The sequence below is a fragment of the Dactylosporangium sp. NPDC000521 genome (genome assembly GCF_042898305.1).
Lineage (GTDB): Bacteria > Actinomycetota > Actinomycetes > Mycobacteriales > Micromonosporaceae > Dactylosporangium.
The window spans coordinates 178,443-194,035 of the sequence record NZ_JBIAYW010000016.1; the positions used below are offsets into that span (position 1 = coordinate 178,443).

Here is a 15,593-nt window from a genome sequence, read left to right on the forward strand (position 1 = left end):
ACCGGGACCGGGCCGGACCGTCGCGGCCGCCCCCAGGGAGGCGGGGCGGCCGCGGACGTCACCCGCTCGCCCGGGAAGTCCCTCGTCGACCCGGATGCGGAGTGTTGTGCCCGGATCCGGCGGCCAACCGGATCCGGGCCGGACACCCTCGGCCGCCCCAAGGAGGCAAGGCAGCTTCGGGTGTCACAGCATGCCCGGGAAGTCCCTCGTCAACCTGGGCATTCGCGGGTGTCGGTCGACTAGCTGACGCCGAGGCTGCCGAAGTCGACCTGGCCGTAGTACTGGCTGATGTAGACGTTCGTGAGGCGGGGGTTGCGGTAGTTGAGGGCCTTGTCGTAGGTGAACGGGACCAGGACGGCCTCGTCCATGACGATCTTGTTGATCTGGGACCAGATCTGGGCGGCCTTCTTCGCGTCAGGCTCGGCCTTGGCCTGGTCGATGAGGCTGTTGACCTCGGCGTTGTTGAGCTCGGGGTAGTTGTTGTTGCCGCTGGGCAGGATCAGGCGGCCGTCGACGAGCACCGCGAGGAAGCCGGAGGCGGTCGGGAAGTCGGCGCCCCAGCCGGCCATCATCAGGCCGTAGCCCTTGGCGTGCGTGTTGGACGGCGCGCCGATGGTCGAGCGGAAGTACAGCGAGGCGTCGGTCGGGTCGAGGCGGGCGTTGATGCCGACGTTCTTCAGCGCGGCCTGCAGCGCCTCAGCGGTCTTCGGCTCCTTGCCGGCGTTACGGGTGGCGATGACGGTGTCGAAGCCGTTCGGCTTGCCGCACGCGGCCAGCTCCTCCTTGGCCTTGTCGACCTGCGGCTTGCCCGACTTGGTGTTGAACGGGTCCAGCGCCGCGTCGTGGCCGGCGATGTTCGGCGGGAGCATGTTGGTGGCGATGTCGCCGCCGGCCTCGGCACCACCGCGAGCGGTCTGCATGCTGATCTTGTCGGTGGCGTACTGCACGGCCTTGCGGCAGTGAATGTTGTCGAAGGGCGGGACCTTCGTGTTGATGGCGAAGAAGCGGATGAAGCCGGTGGTCGGCGCGTCCGCGTTCTTCTTCACCTCCGGGTTGAGCAGGATCTTCGGCTGCGAGCCCTGCTGGACGCCGGTCTGCGCGAGGTCGAGGTCGATGTCGCCGGCGAGGAGCTGGTTGTCGATCTCCTCGACGGCGATGCCGAAGGTGACCTCGATGCGGTCCGGCAGCGCCTTGCGGACCGTGTCGGTCTTCGGGTCCCACTGGTCGTTGCGGACGAGGACGGCCTTCTTGCCCTGGTCGTAGGACTCGAACTTGTACGGGCCCGACGAGACGGGGCGGTTGCCGTACTGCTCGCCGTTGTCCTTGGCCTTCGGCACGGGGCCGGCGCCCGGCATCGCGAGCAGGTACGGGAAGTCGCTCAGCGGCTCCTTGAGCGAGAACACGATGGTCTTGTCGTCGGGGGTCTGCACCGACTTCAGGCCCAGCTTGTCGGGGTCGGTGTCCTTGTACGGGCCGGGGTACTTCTGGCCCTGGTCGAGCACGTCGATGAGGTAGCTCGGGCCGCCGGACAGCACGTCGGAGGCGAAGACGCGCTCGACGCCGTACTTGACGTCCTTCGACGTGATCGGCGTGCCGTCCTCGAACTTCAGCCCGTCGCGCAGGGTGAAGGTGTACTTCTTGCCGCCGTCCTCGACCTTCGGCAGCTCCGCGGCCAGGTCGGGGGTGAGCACGAGGCCGTCCTCACCGGGCTTCGCCTGGTTGGTCAGCAGCGTCCGGACGAAGTACCCCTTCATGAAGTTCCAGACGTTCGCGTAGTACGTCCGCGCCGGATCGTACGAGTCCGGGTTGTCGTGGTTGGTGAGCTTGAGCGTGCCGCCCTTCTTGTCCGAGGGGTTGACCACCCCGGTCAATGCGGCGTTGAAGCCCGCGGCACCTTTCTGACCCGCGCCCTTGCTGGTATCGTCGCTGCTTGGACCGCCTCCGCAGGCGGACAGCACGAGCGACGCGGTGACCGCTCCGGCCACCAGCGCACCTGTTCTGATATTCACGTGTGTTGAACCTTCCCGGATGTCACGACTGTGCGGTCGTGGGGGTGTTTCGGCACACGGGCAGCACGCATCGCCAGGCGTCCACGATGGACCCTCTACAGTGGACGGGCACGGGCATGCACCGCGCCCACCATGTGGGTCGTCGAGTCGTCTGTACGGGGTTACGTTCCACTGCTCGCGTAACGGCGATGTGCGTCGCCGTTCATTGAGCAAAGACCTCGGGCACGGCGAAGCGGTTGCGGTGGGTCAGGTCACGCTTTGGTCAAGCAGCGCCGCGTCAGCTCAGTCGAGGAGCGCGATGTTCGCCGACTCCTCCGGGTCGGGGTCCTCGACGGCGAGAAACGCGGCGAGGACCTCGACCGCGACGTCGGGCGCGAGCCGCTTGAGGCTCATCGCGAGGACGTTGGCGTCGTTCCAGAGCCGGGCACCCCGGGCGATCCACGGGTCCCAGGCGAGCGCGGCCCGGACACCCGGCACCTTGTTGGCGGCGATCGCCGTGCCGGTGCCGGTCCAGCACATGACGACGCCGAGGTCGGCGCGGCCCTCGACGACGGCGCGGCCGACGGCGGTGCCGAGGTCGGGCCAGGGCGCGCCGGGCACGGCGACGTCCAGCACCTCGTGCTGCTCAATGAGGTGCTGGACGACGGCCGCGGTGGTCTCGTTGGAGTCGTCTGCGGCGAACGCGATACGCACGCCTCAAACCTAGCCGTCAAACGCGATGCTCGCCTTCGAACCTGGCCGTCAGTCGTCCGAGCCGCCGCCCGACGAGGACTCCTTCAGCGACGACATCATCGACTTGGCCGCGGTGATGAAGTCGGCGCGGACCTTGTCGGGGGTGAGCGTGGTGCCGGCCGGTGCGGTGATGTTCAGGCTGAGGTAGAGGTTGCCGTCGTACAGGTCGAGCTCGTAGAGCAGGGCCTTGTCGGCGGTGGTGTACATCGAGAACGCCTTGGTGCCGATGCCGGACACGTCCGCGACGGTCGCGCCCGCGGCGACGCTGGCGTCGGCGGCCTTCTTCACCGTGTCGTAGTGGGTGCGCACGTCCGACTCCGACGACGGCACGTCGATCATGACGGTCAGGGTGCCGGCCGTCTCGTACGTGACGATGCAGCCCGGGTAGGTGCGGCCGAACGCCTTGGTCTCCTTCGGCTGCTGGTCCTTGACGGTGCCGAACGCGGACAGGCCCTGGGCGGCGGAGACGGTCGCGCAGGCGTCGGCGGGCTTGGCGTAGGAGGTGGAGTCGGCAAAGAAGTACAGGGCCACGACGCCGCCGCAGCACAGCAGCAGCAGCGAGCCCATGATGATTCCGATGATGAGGAAGGCTTTCTTCACACGGTGATGCTGGTGTACGGCTCAGCGAAGATCAGTCGCGTAGCGGCCAATGTCGTCAACCCGCCTGGAAACCCCGGAGGCCGAAGCGGCCGGGGAGGCAGGCACCGCCGGTGCGGCCGGCGAGGGCGCGGAGCCGGCGCGGAGCCGCTGCGTGAGGGCGACGCACACCAGCACGACCACCGCGGCGGCGACCGCGCCGGGCGGCACGGACTCGTGCAGCAGCAGCGCCGACCAGGCGAGGGTGAGCACCGGCTGTGACAGCTGGAGCTGGCCGATCTTCGCGACGCCGCCCCGGGCGAGCCCCGAGTACCAGGCGAAGAAGCCCAGGAACATCGAGACCACGGTGAGGTACGCGAAGCCGGCCCAGGCGCCCGCGGACGCGTGCGGCGGCTGCCGCCAGGCGCTAACCACGGTCACGGCGACGGTGACCGGCAGCGACAGGACGAGCGCCCAGCAGATCGTGCGGGCGCCGCCGAGGTCGCGGGCCAGCGCGCCGCCCTCGGCGTAGCCGAGCCCGCACAAGGTGACGGCGGCGAGCAGGAACAGGTCGGCGGGCCCGACCGCGCCGCGCACGGCCCCGCTGGCGACGAGGAACACCAGCACGGCGGCGAGCCCGGCGCCGCCGGCGACCCAGAACGCCCGCGCGGGACGCTCGCCGCTGCGGAGCACGGCGAAGCCGGCCGTGATCGCGGGCAGCAGCCCGACGACGACGGCGCCGTGCGACGCGGTGCTGGTGACGAGCGCGAGGGAGGTGAAGAGCGGGAACCCGACGACCACCCCGAGCGCGACCACGGCGAGCCGCCGCCACTGTTCCCGAGAGGGCCGGGGCGCGCGGGTGACGGCGAGATACCCGCAGGCGAGGAGCCCGGCGCCGACGGCCCGGCCGAACGCGACGAACCACGCGTCGAGATCGCCGACGGCGATCCTGGTCGCGGGCAGCGACATGCTGAACGACACGACGCCCAGCAGCCCCAGGACCACACCCGTTACCGCGCCGGAGCGGGTAACGCTACTCTTGTCTCTCATGAATGACGATAACGCAGCCGTCCGCGTTATCCAAGATCTCCGGGCGCTGACGGCGGCGCAACCCCCGGGGTCGCGGCTGCCGACGGTGCGCGAGCTCAGCGCCCGCCACCAGGCGTCACCGGTGACCGTGACCCGGGCGATCCGCGCGCTGACCGCCGAGGGGGTCCTGGACGCGCAGCCCGGCCGCGGCACGTTCGTCGCGCGCCGCCCGCGCGCCACGCAGGCGCAGGACCTCGGCTGGCAGTCGATCGCGCTCGGCGCCCGGCCACCCGGCGAGGACGCGATGCAGGCGCTCCTGGCCGTGCCGCGCCCCGGCATGATCCCGCTGTCCAGCGGCTACCTCGACGCGGACCTGCAGCCGGCGGCGGCGCTCGGCGCGGCCCTCGCCCGGGCGGCCCGGCAGCCGGCGGCGTGGCAGCGCGGACCGGTCGAGGGGCGGGAGGACCTGCGGGCCTGGTTCGCCCGGACGGCCGGCGGCGAGCTGCGGGCCGAGGACATGAACATCTGCCCCGGCGGGCAGTCGGCGCTGTCGACCGCGTTCCGCGCGCTCTGCGCCCCCGGCGACCCGGTCCTGGTGGAGGCGCCGACGTATCTCGGTGCGCTCGCCGCCGCGCGGGCCGCCGGCCTGCGGGTCGTGCCCGTGCCGGCCGACGCCGAGGGCGTGCGGCCCGACCTGCTCGAGGCCGCCTTCCGGCGCACGGGCGCGCGGCTCTTCTACTGCCAGCCGCTGTACGCGAACCCGCACGGCGCCACCCTCGCGGCGGCCCGCCGGCCGGAGGTGATGGCGGCGGTCCGGAAGGCCGGCGCGTTCCTGCTGGAGGACGACTACGCCCGGGACCTCGCGATCGACGGCGACCCGCCGCGTCCGCTCGTCGCCGACGACCCGCACGGGCACGTGGTGTACCTGCGGTCGCTGACGAAGTCCGCGGCGCCCGGGCTGCGGGTGGCGGCGATCGGTGCCCGCGGGGCGGCCGGCGCGCGGCTGCGGGCGGCACGGGTCCTCGACGACTTCTTCGTCGCCGGCCCGCTGCAGCAGGCGGCCCTGGACCTGGTGACGTCGCCGGCGTGGCCGCGGCACCTGAAGTCGTTGCGCGCGGAGCTGCGGGCGAGGCGCGAAGCGCTGACAGAGGCCCTGGCGGTGCACGTACCGACGCTGCGGACGCCACACATTCCAGCCGGTGGCCTGCACGTGTGGGCACGGCTCCCGCACGGCATGGACGACGTGGCGGTCACCAACGAGGCGGCGGCCCGGCAGGTGGTGGTGTTCCCGGGGCGGCCGTGGTTCGCGGCCGAGCCCGACGGCGCCTACCTGCGGCTGACGTTCGCCGCGGCGCCGCCGGACCAGCTGCGGGAAGGCGTCCGCAGACTGAAGGGGGCCGCCGGATAGGTCCGGCGGCCCCCTCGTCGGGCGGGTGCTACGGGTTGATCACCAGCGTGAAGGTGCTGGTGGTGTTGCGGATGTTCTCGACGTTGTTCGAGAACGTGAGGTTGCTGAACGTCGCGGTGCCGACGGCCGGGCCCTGGCCGGGCTCGGGCATCTCGTTGACCCAGATGCCGATGCCGGACTTGGCGTCGAACGCGTCACCGCTCTTGCGCGCACCACTGATGTTGATGTTGGTGAACACGGTGTCCTGGACGGGGTTCTCCGGCGAGCTGCCGGTGTACTTCGTCTGGAACATGATGCCGGAGTACGTCGGGTCGGTGATGTCCACATCGGACACCCGGATCGCCCGGAAGGGCTTCGAGGCCGAGAAGACCCAGATCGCGCCGAACGCCTGGTTGCCCCAGAAGTGGCCGCCGGAGCGCACCAGCGAGACGTTCTGGATCACCGTCGCCGGGGAGTTGAAGCCGACGAACGGGTACCCGAAGTCCAGCGAGCTGATCGTGATGCCGGAGTAGGTCAGCATGTCCGCGATGTACAGGTTGCGGAACGTGTTGCTGTAGCCGCCGTACACCGCGAGACCGGCCGCGCGCCAGGTCAGCGTCGCCGACAGGTTCTCCCACAGGTTGTCGTGGTTGCCCACCGAGCCGCCGCCGTCGGTCGCGGAGAACAGCGCGAACGAGTCGTCACCCGTGGAGCGGGCGTCGATGTTGTTCAGGTGGGTGTTGGTGGTGTCGTTGGTGAAGTTGATGCCGTCCGCCCAGGTGTCACGGATGCGGCTGTTGGTGATGGTGATGTTGTTGTTCTTGACGCCCCAGTACATGCAGACGGTGTGCTCGACCCAGACGTTGTCGATGGTCAGCCCGTTGATGTCCTTGAGCTCGCCCCACACCTTGCCGGGGCCGTCGATGCGCGAGGTGTAGTTGCCGAAGAACGACAGGCCCGAGAAGGTGGAGCCGTTGGCGCTGGTCTCCAGCCGGAAGCCGGCGTCGGTGTTCTCCTGACCCTGCGGCGTCTGGAACCTGGTGTACCAGGGGCCCGCGCCGACAACCTTGATCGCCTTGCCGTAGACGCCGATCTTGCTGGTCGTCTCGTAGGTGCCGGCGGGCAGGTAGACGCCGACCGCAGTGGCGCTCTGGCGCGCGGTGTCGAAGGCGTTCACCACGTCCTGGTGCGTGAAGCCGGCCGGGACGATGTACTTCGTCGGGTCCGGGTTCGCGATCGGGGAGACCTGCTCCAGGTTGATGAAGTCGACGGCGATGTTGCCGCCGTTCGCCGCGTCCTTCTGCAGCTTGATCGTGCTGCCGGCGTTGACCGTGCCGTTGAGCATGACGTTGGCCTCGTCGTAGATGTGACGCGGCCCGGCGCCGGGCGAGTTGGTCGGCGAGGCCTCGTTGCCGTACAGCCACGAGTACTTCGACGTCAGGTTGATCGCCTTGTGGAAGGTGCCGTTGACGTAGATGTTCAGCGAGGTGGTGGTGCCGTCCGGGATGGACGCCCGCACGACGAGCGTGTTGGTGTTGGCCCGGGTGGTCCACTGCACGTAGGCGCCGGTCGAGTTGAGCGTGACCGCCTTGCGGCCGGACGCCTCACCGGCGACGTCACCGATGGTGCGGTTCGGGCCGACGACCGACGCGCCGCCGCCGACGCTGCCGTCCTCCGCCTCGTACATGTCGTACGGCATGTTCGCGCCACGACCGACGAACAGCTGCTGGACGGAGGTGTTGTTGGCCTGCTTGACCGACAGCTCGTTGGTGTCCGCGGCGATCACCGTGGTCACCGTGTACTTGCCGTTCGCCGCGGTCCACGTGCCCAGGTTGACCGGGGCGGTGGTGGCACCGGCGTTGATCACGCCGGTGTAGGAGCCGGTCAGCGTCTTGACGGTCGCGCCGCTGGTGGCGTCCTTGATGGTCACCGTGATGCCGTGGGCGCCGCCGGCGGAGGCCTGGGTGCCCTGGTTCTTGATGGCGACGGTGAACGTGACGGTGTTGCCGGCCGACGGGTTGCTCGGCGACCAGCCCGACGGCGACGCGAGCAGGTCGGACGTCTGCACGGGCGCGACGGTGAACGCCGACCCGGTGAACGTGTTGTTCGTGTCGTCCTGCTCGACGACCGTGTTGCTCTCGTCGACCTTCGCGATCGGCGTGTAGGAGCCCGCGTCGCGGGCGCCGATGCCGGCCGTCACGTTGGTGCTGGCACCGGCGGCGAGGGCGCCGACGTTGGCCGTGCCGACGAGCGTGGTGCCGAAGTAGAACTTGACGTTCGTCGCCGCGGAGCCGGCCGTGCCCTGGTTCTTCACCGTGGCCGTGAGGCTGACCGCGTCGGTCTCGATCGGGTTCGCCGGCGAGCTGGAGATGGCGGTGACGACCAGGTCCGGGTTCGGCGCCGCGACGCCGTAGACCTGGAACTCCGCGATCTGGCCCGACGGGGCGCCGGTGTTCGAGTTGATCTTCAGCTGGACGTCCGCGACGCGGGCGGTCAGCGTGATGTCGACGCTGTTGCCGCTGGCCGGGTCGAAGCGGTAGTCGCGGGCCGGCACCAGGCTGGTGAGGCCGGTTGCGCTCTGCTCACGGCCGAGGACCTCGATGTTCTGGGTCCGCGCGCCCCACGCGGTGCTGGGGTCGAGCTTGAGCGTGAGCTTGCTGATGTCGGCGTTGGCGCCCAGCGTCGAGGTCAGGGTGGCCGGGAAGCCGCCCGCACCCTCCCAGTAGGTGGTGACGCTGTTGTCGTTGGCGTTGGCCGGGACGAACGTGAAGACCGAGCCGTTGGCGGTGATCGGCTTGCCGAGGGCCAGGTTGGTGCCGGGCGGCGGGTTGCCGGTGCCGGTGCGGGTGACGGTGTTGCTCGCCGCGCTGTTATTGCCGGCGCCGTCGACCGCCTTCACCTGGTAGGACACCGTCGCCGTGTCGGGCTGGTTGTCGGTGTACGTGAGGACCGTGCCGGCCACGTTCGCCCGGTAGGAGCCGTTGGCGTAGATGTCGTAGCGGGCGATCGAGCCGCTGTTGTCCGTCGACGCGCCCCAGGTCAGCTTGATCTGGCCGCTGGCCGGCTGGGTGTACGCGAGGTTGGTCGGCGCGGTCGGCGCCTGCGTGTCGACGACGGTGCCGGTGCGGGTGACCGTGTTGCTCTGCGCCGACTGGTTGCCGGCCGCGTCCCGCGCCTTCACGAAGTACTGCACGGTCGCGGTGTCGGGCTGCGAGTCGGTGTAGGTCAGGACGGTGCCCGCGACGCTGGTGCGCAGCGCGCCGTTGGCGTAGACGTCGTAGCCCGCGATCGAGCCGCTGTTGTCGGTGGAGGCGGACCAGGTCAGCTTGATCTGGCCGCTGGCCGGCTGGGTGTACGCGAGGTTGGTCGGCGCGGTCGGCGCCTGCGTGTCGCCGGTGGACGGCCCGTACACCTCGAGCTCGGACAGCTGCGCGGCGGCCCAGCCCGTGTTCGCCGAGATGCTCACCCGGATGTAGCGGGTGGTCAGCTGGGTGAACGGGATGGTCACCGTGTTGCCGGTGCCCTGGTTGAACTCGTACGGCGCGGAGCCGAGGATGTTGGTGAAGGTGCTACCGGTGGTGCTGCCCTGCAGGGTCAGCGTCTGGGTGCGGGTGCCCCAGCCGGTGGGCAGCTTCAGCACGACGGAGCTGACCGGCACGGCCGAGCCGAGGTCGACCTGCAGCCACTGCGGCAACGCGCCGGTGCTCTCCCAGTAGGTCGCCTGGTTGCCGTCGCCGGCGTTGGCGGCCGTGTACTGGCCGTTGGTGCTGCTGGAGGAGAACGTCTTGCCGGCGGCGAGGTTGGTGCTCGACGACGCGACGCCGTAGATCTCGAACTCGGAGACCTGCGCGGCCGGCCAGCCGGTGTTGGCGGTGAAGTTCAGCCGCACGTAGCGCGCGTTCGACGCCTGGAAGTCGATGGTGACGGTGTTCTGCTGGGCGGGGTTGAAGCTGTACCCGACGGAGCCGACGATCGTGCTGAACGAGGTGCCGTCCTGGCTGCCGGTCACCGACAGCGTCTGCGTCCGCGTCGCCCAGGCGGTGTCGTTGGGCAGCTTCAGCTTGATCTGGTCGATGTTCTTCGCGCTGCCCAGGTCGATCTGCGCCCACTGCGGGAAGGCGTTGTTGGCGCTCTCCCAGTAGGAGGCCTGGTTGCCGTCGTTGATGTTGCCGATGCCGTTGGCGCCGTTGGTGCTGCTCGACGTGGCGGGTCGGCCGCTGGCGAGGTTGGGTCCGCCGGCGGCCTGCGCCGGCAGGGTGTGAGCCGTAACCGCGACCAGGGCTGCCACGGCGAACGCCGAGAGCACCCTTCGCGTCACGTGCCTCTTGCTCATCGCGATCCTTCGTTCAGGGGTGTGGTGCGGTGCGGGGAGTTGGCGGCTCCGCGAGGGACGTTGTGGACCCCTCGTGCAGTGGCGGTGCGATCTGCTGTCAACGGCGGCTGACCCGGTCTGCGGACCGGGTGTGAGGTGGGGCGCGAACGGGCACTGTGGTGCCTCCGGAGACGGGGGATGCGCCGGCGACCTGTTGGCGGACGGGTCGCGGCGCGAGTCTGACGGCGTCTTGTTGGAATCTTGCATCGGGTTGGCCCAAATGTTGCAGACATGCTACCGATAAGTCAACGGGTGTCACTGGAATCCCGCAGCGCGCGGTTGTGTGGCTTCCCGTGGGGTTCCTGCGTTGGATCGTGGGCACCTCGACACGCAGGCTGAACAGAGTTTCGAAACGTTCTGGATTCGTTGCCCGCAGGGCTGGTGTTGCCGGGAGGTTTCGTGGTTGATTCGTCGGACCGACCGACGAATGAGCTGCGTCGATGGTCCTTTCGATGGGGGTGTTCGATGGCTAGCAAGGAGCGGGCCGGCGCCGGTTCCGTCGACGAGCCCACGGACCAGCTCGCCCTGCGCCGCGCCAACCTGAGCCGGACCCTGCGGCACATCCGCACCAACGGACCGCGGTCCCGGGCCGCGATCGCCGCCGCAACCGGTTTGCACAAGGCGACCGTGTCGAGCCTCGTCGACGAGCTGCTGAGCCGGCGGCTCGTGCGCGAGATCGGCACCGAGCACTCCGGCAGCGCCGGGCGCCCCGGCCGCGGCATCGCCCTCTCCCCCGACGTCGGCGCCGTCGGCATCGAGATCAACGTCGACTACCTCGCGGTGCACGGCAGCGACCTCACCGGGCGCACCGTCATCGAGAAGCGGGTCAGCTTCGACGGTAAGGGCCGCGACGTCGAGCGCTGCCTCGACGACCTCACCCAGGCCGCCCAGCGGACCCTGGCGGAGCTGGTCCGCCGCGGCGTGACCCCGGTCGGGCTCACCGTGGCGGTGCCCGGCCTCGTCGACGTCGCCCGCGGCGTGGTCGTGCTCGCCCCCAACCTCGGCTGGCGCGACGTCCCGGTCGCCACCCGCCTCGCGCACGGCCTCGACCCGGACCTCTGGATCATGGTCGACAACGACGCCAACCTGGCCGCGCAGGCCGAATACACGTGGGGGGTCGCCGCCGGCACCGACGACCTCGTCTACCTCACCGGCGAGGTGGGCGTCGGCGGTGGCGTGATCGTCAACGGCAAGCTGCTGCGCGGCGCCGACGGCTTCTCCGGCGAGGTCGGCCACCTGCCGGTCGAGCCGGGCGGGTCGAAGTGCGGCTGCGGCCGCACCGGCTGCTGGGAGACCAAGGTCGGCCTCGCCGAGCTGGTCCGCCGCGCCACCCCGGACGTCGCCTACGGCCTGGAGCAGGGGCCCATCCCGGACCCCGAGGAGCGGGTCGCCGAGGTGCTGCGGCGGCTCGCGCGCGGGGACAAGGCGGTGGCGGCGGCGGTCGCGGAGGTCGGACGCTGGCTCGGGCACGGCGGCGCGATCCTGGTCAACCTCTTCAACCCGCGGGTGATCGTGCTCGGCGGCTACTTCGCGGAGCTCGCCGACCACCTGATCCCTTCCGCACAGGCGAACCTGGCCCGGATGGCGGTCGCCAGCACCGCGGCGCGCTGCCATTTCGTGGCCTCGCACCTGGGCTTCACCGCGGCCGCTCGCGGCGGCGCGGGAGTGGTGGTCGAGCGGATGATCGAGGACCCGACGGCCGTCTCGCTCGCCCCCGCGCCTACGCTTGCGGTCGCACGGTGATCATGAAGTCTCTGAGCTCGTAGCTCGAGATGTCCGGCTTCTTCGTGACGCGCGGCGGTTTGAGCATGCGCAGATGCGGCTGCGCGAAGAGCTTGCTGAGGAAGATGTCGGCCTCCTGGATCGCCACGTAGGCGCCCGGGCACTTGTGCGGGCCGTCGCCGAAGGACAGCCCCGGACCCTCGTCCACCCGCTCCAGGTTCGCGGTGCTGACGTCGATGTCGACCAGCGTGCCGTCCGGGATGCCCTCCAGGGGCCTGGTCGTGCGCCGCTTGAGGTTGCCCACGACGGGCTCCAGACGCAGCAGCTCGTGCAGCAGCGCCACCCTCGTGTCGTCGTCGCCGCTGGTGTACCGGTGGCGAAGGGCGTCGTCGGTGAACAGATGCCAGGCGACGACGTTGACGAATTCGCGGGTGGTGACCATGCCTGCCGCGGCGAAGGTCAGGCACTCCCCGAGGATCTCGCCGTCGCGGCACCCCTCGTCGATCAGGTGCGAGATGAGGTCGTCCCTCCTCTCCTTGCGCCTCTTGCGCACCGCGGGACGCACGTCGGCGAGGTAGATGCCGAGGAACTGGAGGTTCTGCCTGAACACCCACGCGATGCCGGTGAGGCTGGTGAACCCGGGCCTGCCGAACTTCTCCGGGAAGAACCGGTCGAGCCGCTTGTCCAGGCCGGGGCGGCTCTCCGTCAGGCCGATCACCGCGCACACGACCTCGATCGCCATCCGGAAGCTGAGCCTGGCGAGATCGACCGCCTGCTGCTGCCGCAGCGTTTCGAGCTGCCGGTCCGCCGCCCGCTCCATGAGCTCGCGGTAGTGCTCGTCGACCCGCCGCGGCGTGAAGTACCGCGCGGTCTGCCGGCGGTGCTCCCGGTGCTCCTCGCCGTCGCGGTACAGCACCGGGCGGCGGATGCTCGGCGGCAGCTTCTCGACCGTCTCCACACCGAGCCCCGCCTGGACCGTGTCCGTGCTGCGCAGCACCGCCCGGGCCCGCGCATACCCGGTCACCCGGACGGCCTCGGCGTCGGGTTCGTAGCTGCGATCGATCTTCCGGCTACTCATGGTGACCCATACGATACGGGTTCGGCGCCCCCGCGTGTTCCTCGTACGTCTGTACGAATGCGGGTGTAGCATTGATCGCATGATGGACGTCGCGTACCAGCCCTCGATGCTGGACACGGTCATGCCCGCGGTGGGGCCGCTCGCCGGGGGCATGGTGCGTCACGAGCTCAGCCACGGCGCCTGGGTCGACCACCTGCCCGGCTGGGTCCTCGGCTCCGACTCGGTCCTCTCGACGCTGCTGCACGAGGTGGACTGGCGCGCCGAGCGCCGCAAGATGTATGACGGCGTCGTCGACGTCCCGCGCCTCCTGCGGTGGTATGGCGAGCGCGACGAGCTGCCGCACCCGCTGCTCACCGAGGCCCGCCGCGACCTGACCCGGCACTACGTCGAGGAGCTCGGCGAGCCCTTCGTCACCGCCGGCATGTGCCTCTACCGCGACGGCCGCGACAGCGTCGCCTGGCACGGCGACACCATCGGCCGCGGCGCCCGCTTCGACACGATGGTCGCGATCGTCTCCTTCGGCTCGCCCCGCACCCTCCTGCTTCGCCCCCGCGGCGGCGGCGACAGCATCCGCTTCCCGCTCGGCCACGGCGACCTGATCGTCATGGGCGGCTCCTGCCAGCGCACCTGGGAGCACGCGATCCCCAAGACCGCCCGCCCCGTCGGCCCCCGGGTCAGCGTCCAGTTCCGCCCCACCGGCGTCGCCTGACCGAGGCTCGTCGTCCGGTTCGATCTTTCGATGGATGCGGGAGCCGCGCACATCCCGTATCATGAGAACGGCTCGAAGGCGAGAAGGTGAGCCAGATGAACGAGGTCGATCGTTTCGCAGTATTCCCGGAGTTGCACATCACGGTCGACCCGTTGCCACACCAGGCGCTTCGCGTCAGGGTCGCGGGCGAGGTCACCCTCGAGAACGTCGCCCAGCTACGCACCGTCCTCCACCGCGCCATCGACGATGTCCGCGCCACCGCCGTCGAGGTCGACCTGAGCCTCGTGACGTTCATCGACTCGACCGGCATCGGCAAGCTGGTCGCCGCCCGCGCCCACGCCCGCGGCAACCGCAGCGACCTGTACATCGTCCACCCCAGCCCCGGCGTCCGCCGCGTGCTCAGCCTCCTCGGCCTCCTGGAGATCCTGAGCACCCCCGACGCCACGGGCAACGCCGCCTGACGGAAGGTGCCGGGTCAGCCGCCGGCAGACCCGGTGTCCTGACGTGCTCCCGGCCCGCGCTCAACGGCGGACGGCCTCACGGGGCTCCGCCCTGCCGCGTCGCGGCCTCGCGCTGCCGCCCTTGACCGTTGCTCAGGGGCGGCGACCGGGGTGACGCCGCGGACGCCTCCGACCGTATCGCCGCGGACGCCGCTGGCCGGGTCGCCGCAGACGCCGCTGACCGGGCTGCCGCGGACGCCGCTGGCCGGCGGCGGTGGTGACGCCCTCCGGCGAGCTGTTCATCATCGGCGGCTGGACGGCGGCCGGCGCTGCCCGCGGCTGTCCTTGCCGCCCGCGTAGACGATGCCCTTGCCGTCGAAGACCGCGGCGCCCGCCTGCCGGGGCGGTCGCCGCGGGTGCGTCCGATCCGGCTGCACCGGCGGCGCCGGCCCCATCGACGACGCCGGTCGTCGTGGCCTTCTTCCCGGGCTCAACGGCGACACCGATCCGCCCGAAAGCAGCCCGACGGCGAAGCCGGTGAGCGCGGAAGCCACACCTGCCCACCGTCCCCGTCGCAGCCATTCGAGGTCGTTGCCGGCGTTCACGACGACGGCGGCCAGGTAGGCGCGTGCCCCACCCAGTTGCCGAAGGCGCGGAGGCTGACCCCGTGAGCGGCCAGCGGGCGGCCGATGACCCGCCGCGCCCCCGTGGTTCGGCACGTCGGCGAGCTCCGCAGTGCCACCGACGACGGCGGTCGTGCGGAACAGCGTGCCGACGGTGCCCGTCCGGGCGCTCGTCGCAGGCACGGATCTGTGCGTGAGCATTGGTTCACCGCCTCCCACCGGTGCAACAGCTCTGGCGGCGACGGGGCTGTCCGCGTACGGTTCGCCGATCCATGTGGGACTTCGCAGTAGCAAGCCAGCGCGGAGGGTGGGCTCCTCCCGCCCGGCCCGGGACCGGACGCCAGCTGGCGTGGTCACCGCCCGTGCCGTGGTCGCGGTGATGTTCCCCCGACACCGTCCTCACATGATCCAGCGCCGTCAAGGGCGTCATTCGGTGCTTCCACACCGCCGTTGGCTGTCACGACCAGCGCATGCCACACCGACCGCCGACGCCGCACCCACCGTCGTGATTCTCCGCCACCTCGGCCGTGATCCAAGTCGCGTGGTGGTCATCCGGGCGACCAGGGCCGTCCTTCGATCAAAACCGGGCGTGGCCAGAGCGGTTGCTGCCGGTGCTTCCACACCGCCGTTGGGTTCACGGCCCGCCCCGCCGTCGTGGTCGACAGCCCGCCCCGCCGTCGTGATTCTCCGCCACCTCAGCCGTGATCCAAGTCGCGTGGTGGTCATCCGGGCGACCAAGGCTGTCCTTCGATCAAAGGCCGGGCGTGGCCGGAGCGGGTTGCTGCCGGTGCTTCCACACCGCCGTCGTGGTTCACAACCCGCCCGCCGTCGTGGTCGACAGCCCGCCCCGCCGTCGTGATTCTCCGCCACCTCAGCCGTGATCCAAGTCGCGTGGTGGTCATCCGGGCGACCAAGG

11 protein-coding genes are annotated in these 15,593 nt (G+C 70.6%); 4 read left to right on the top strand and 7 right to left on the bottom strand.

All coding sequences use genetic code 11. The features are described 5' to 3' along the window. Nucleotides 1-239: 239 nt before the first annotated feature. The 4 genes from ACFY3L_RS39330 to ACFY3L_RS39345 form a co-directional block, all read right to left on the bottom strand. Complete coding sequence (locus ACFY3L_RS39330; RefSeq protein ID WP_389336476.1) at nt 240-2,009, bottom strand: ABC transporter substrate-binding protein; 1,770 nt, start codon at nt 2,007-2,009, stop codon at nt 240-242. Nucleotides 2,010-2,291: 282 nt separating this feature from the next. Then, complete coding sequence (locus tag ACFY3L_RS39335; RefSeq protein ID WP_389336479.1) at nt 2,292-2,702, bottom strand: RpiB/LacA/LacB family sugar-phosphate isomerase; 411 nt, start codon at nt 2,700-2,702, stop codon at nt 2,292-2,294. A gap of 48 nt (nt 2,703-2,750) precedes the next feature. Further along, complete coding sequence (locus tag ACFY3L_RS39340; RefSeq protein ID WP_389336482.1) at nt 2,751-3,341, bottom strand: hypothetical protein; 591 nt, start codon at nt 3,339-3,341, stop codon at nt 2,751-2,753. Between the two features lie 21 nt (nt 3,342-3,362). Further along, entirely contained in the window at nt 3,363-4,367 is a 1,005-nt protein-coding gene (locus ACFY3L_RS39345; RefSeq protein WP_389336485.1) for a DMT family transporter, read from the bottom strand. Here ACFY3L_RS39345 and ACFY3L_RS39350 point away from each other — a divergent pair. Next, complete coding sequence (locus ACFY3L_RS39350) at nt 4,366-5,754, top strand: PLP-dependent aminotransferase family protein (RefSeq protein WP_389336488.1); 1,389 nt, start codon at nt 4,366-4,368, stop codon at nt 5,752-5,754. The two genes, ACFY3L_RS39345 and ACFY3L_RS39350, sit on opposite strands and share 2 nt — an antisense overlap. Nucleotides 5,755-5,782: 28 nt before the next feature. Here ACFY3L_RS39350 and ACFY3L_RS39355 read toward each other — a convergent pair whose 3' ends face one another. Beyond that, complete coding sequence (locus ACFY3L_RS39355; protein WP_389336491.1) at nt 5,783-10,066, bottom strand: discoidin domain-containing protein; 4,284 nt, start codon at nt 10,064-10,066, stop codon at nt 5,783-5,785. A gap of 504 nt (nt 10,067-10,570) precedes the next feature. Between ACFY3L_RS39355 and ACFY3L_RS39360 the strand changes: the two genes are divergently transcribed. Beyond that, complete coding sequence (locus tag ACFY3L_RS39360) at nt 10,571-11,848, top strand: ROK family protein (RefSeq protein WP_389336494.1); 1,278 nt, start codon at nt 10,571-10,573, stop codon at nt 11,846-11,848. On the opposite strand, the gene ACFY3L_RS39365 is transcribed toward ACFY3L_RS39360, so the two are convergent. Beyond that, nucleotides 11,826-12,905 carry a cytochrome P450 gene (locus ACFY3L_RS39365; RefSeq protein WP_389336497.1) on the bottom strand — a complete coding sequence of 360 codons (1,080 nt, stop codon included), beginning with the start codon at nt 12,903-12,905 and terminating at the stop codon, nt 11,826-11,828. The two genes, ACFY3L_RS39360 and ACFY3L_RS39365, sit on opposite strands and share 23 nt — an antisense overlap. Before the next feature lie 82 nt (nt 12,906-12,987). On the opposite strand from ACFY3L_RS39365, the gene ACFY3L_RS39370 reads away from it, so the two are divergent. Next, the gene (locus ACFY3L_RS39370) at nt 12,988-13,614 is read left to right on the top strand and encodes an alpha-ketoglutarate-dependent dioxygenase AlkB (protein ID WP_389336544.1); all 627 of its coding nucleotides are present in this window, start codon (nt 12,988-12,990) and stop codon (nt 13,612-13,614) included. A 95-nt stretch (nt 13,615-13,709) separates the two neighbouring features. Continuing rightward, nucleotides 13,710-14,075 carry an STAS domain-containing protein gene (locus ACFY3L_RS39375; protein WP_389336499.1) on the top strand — a complete coding sequence of 122 codons (366 nt, stop codon included), beginning with the start codon at nt 13,710-13,712 and terminating at the stop codon, nt 14,073-14,075. Between the two features lie 281 nt (nt 14,076-14,356). Here the strand turns inward: ACFY3L_RS39375 and ACFY3L_RS39380 are convergent, their stop codons facing one another. Then, on the bottom strand, nt 14,357-14,608 hold the full coding sequence (locus tag ACFY3L_RS39380) for a hypothetical protein (RefSeq protein WP_389336502.1): 252 nt from the start codon (nt 14,606-14,608) through the stop codon (nt 14,357-14,359). Nucleotides 14,609-15,593: the final 985 nt, after the last annotated feature.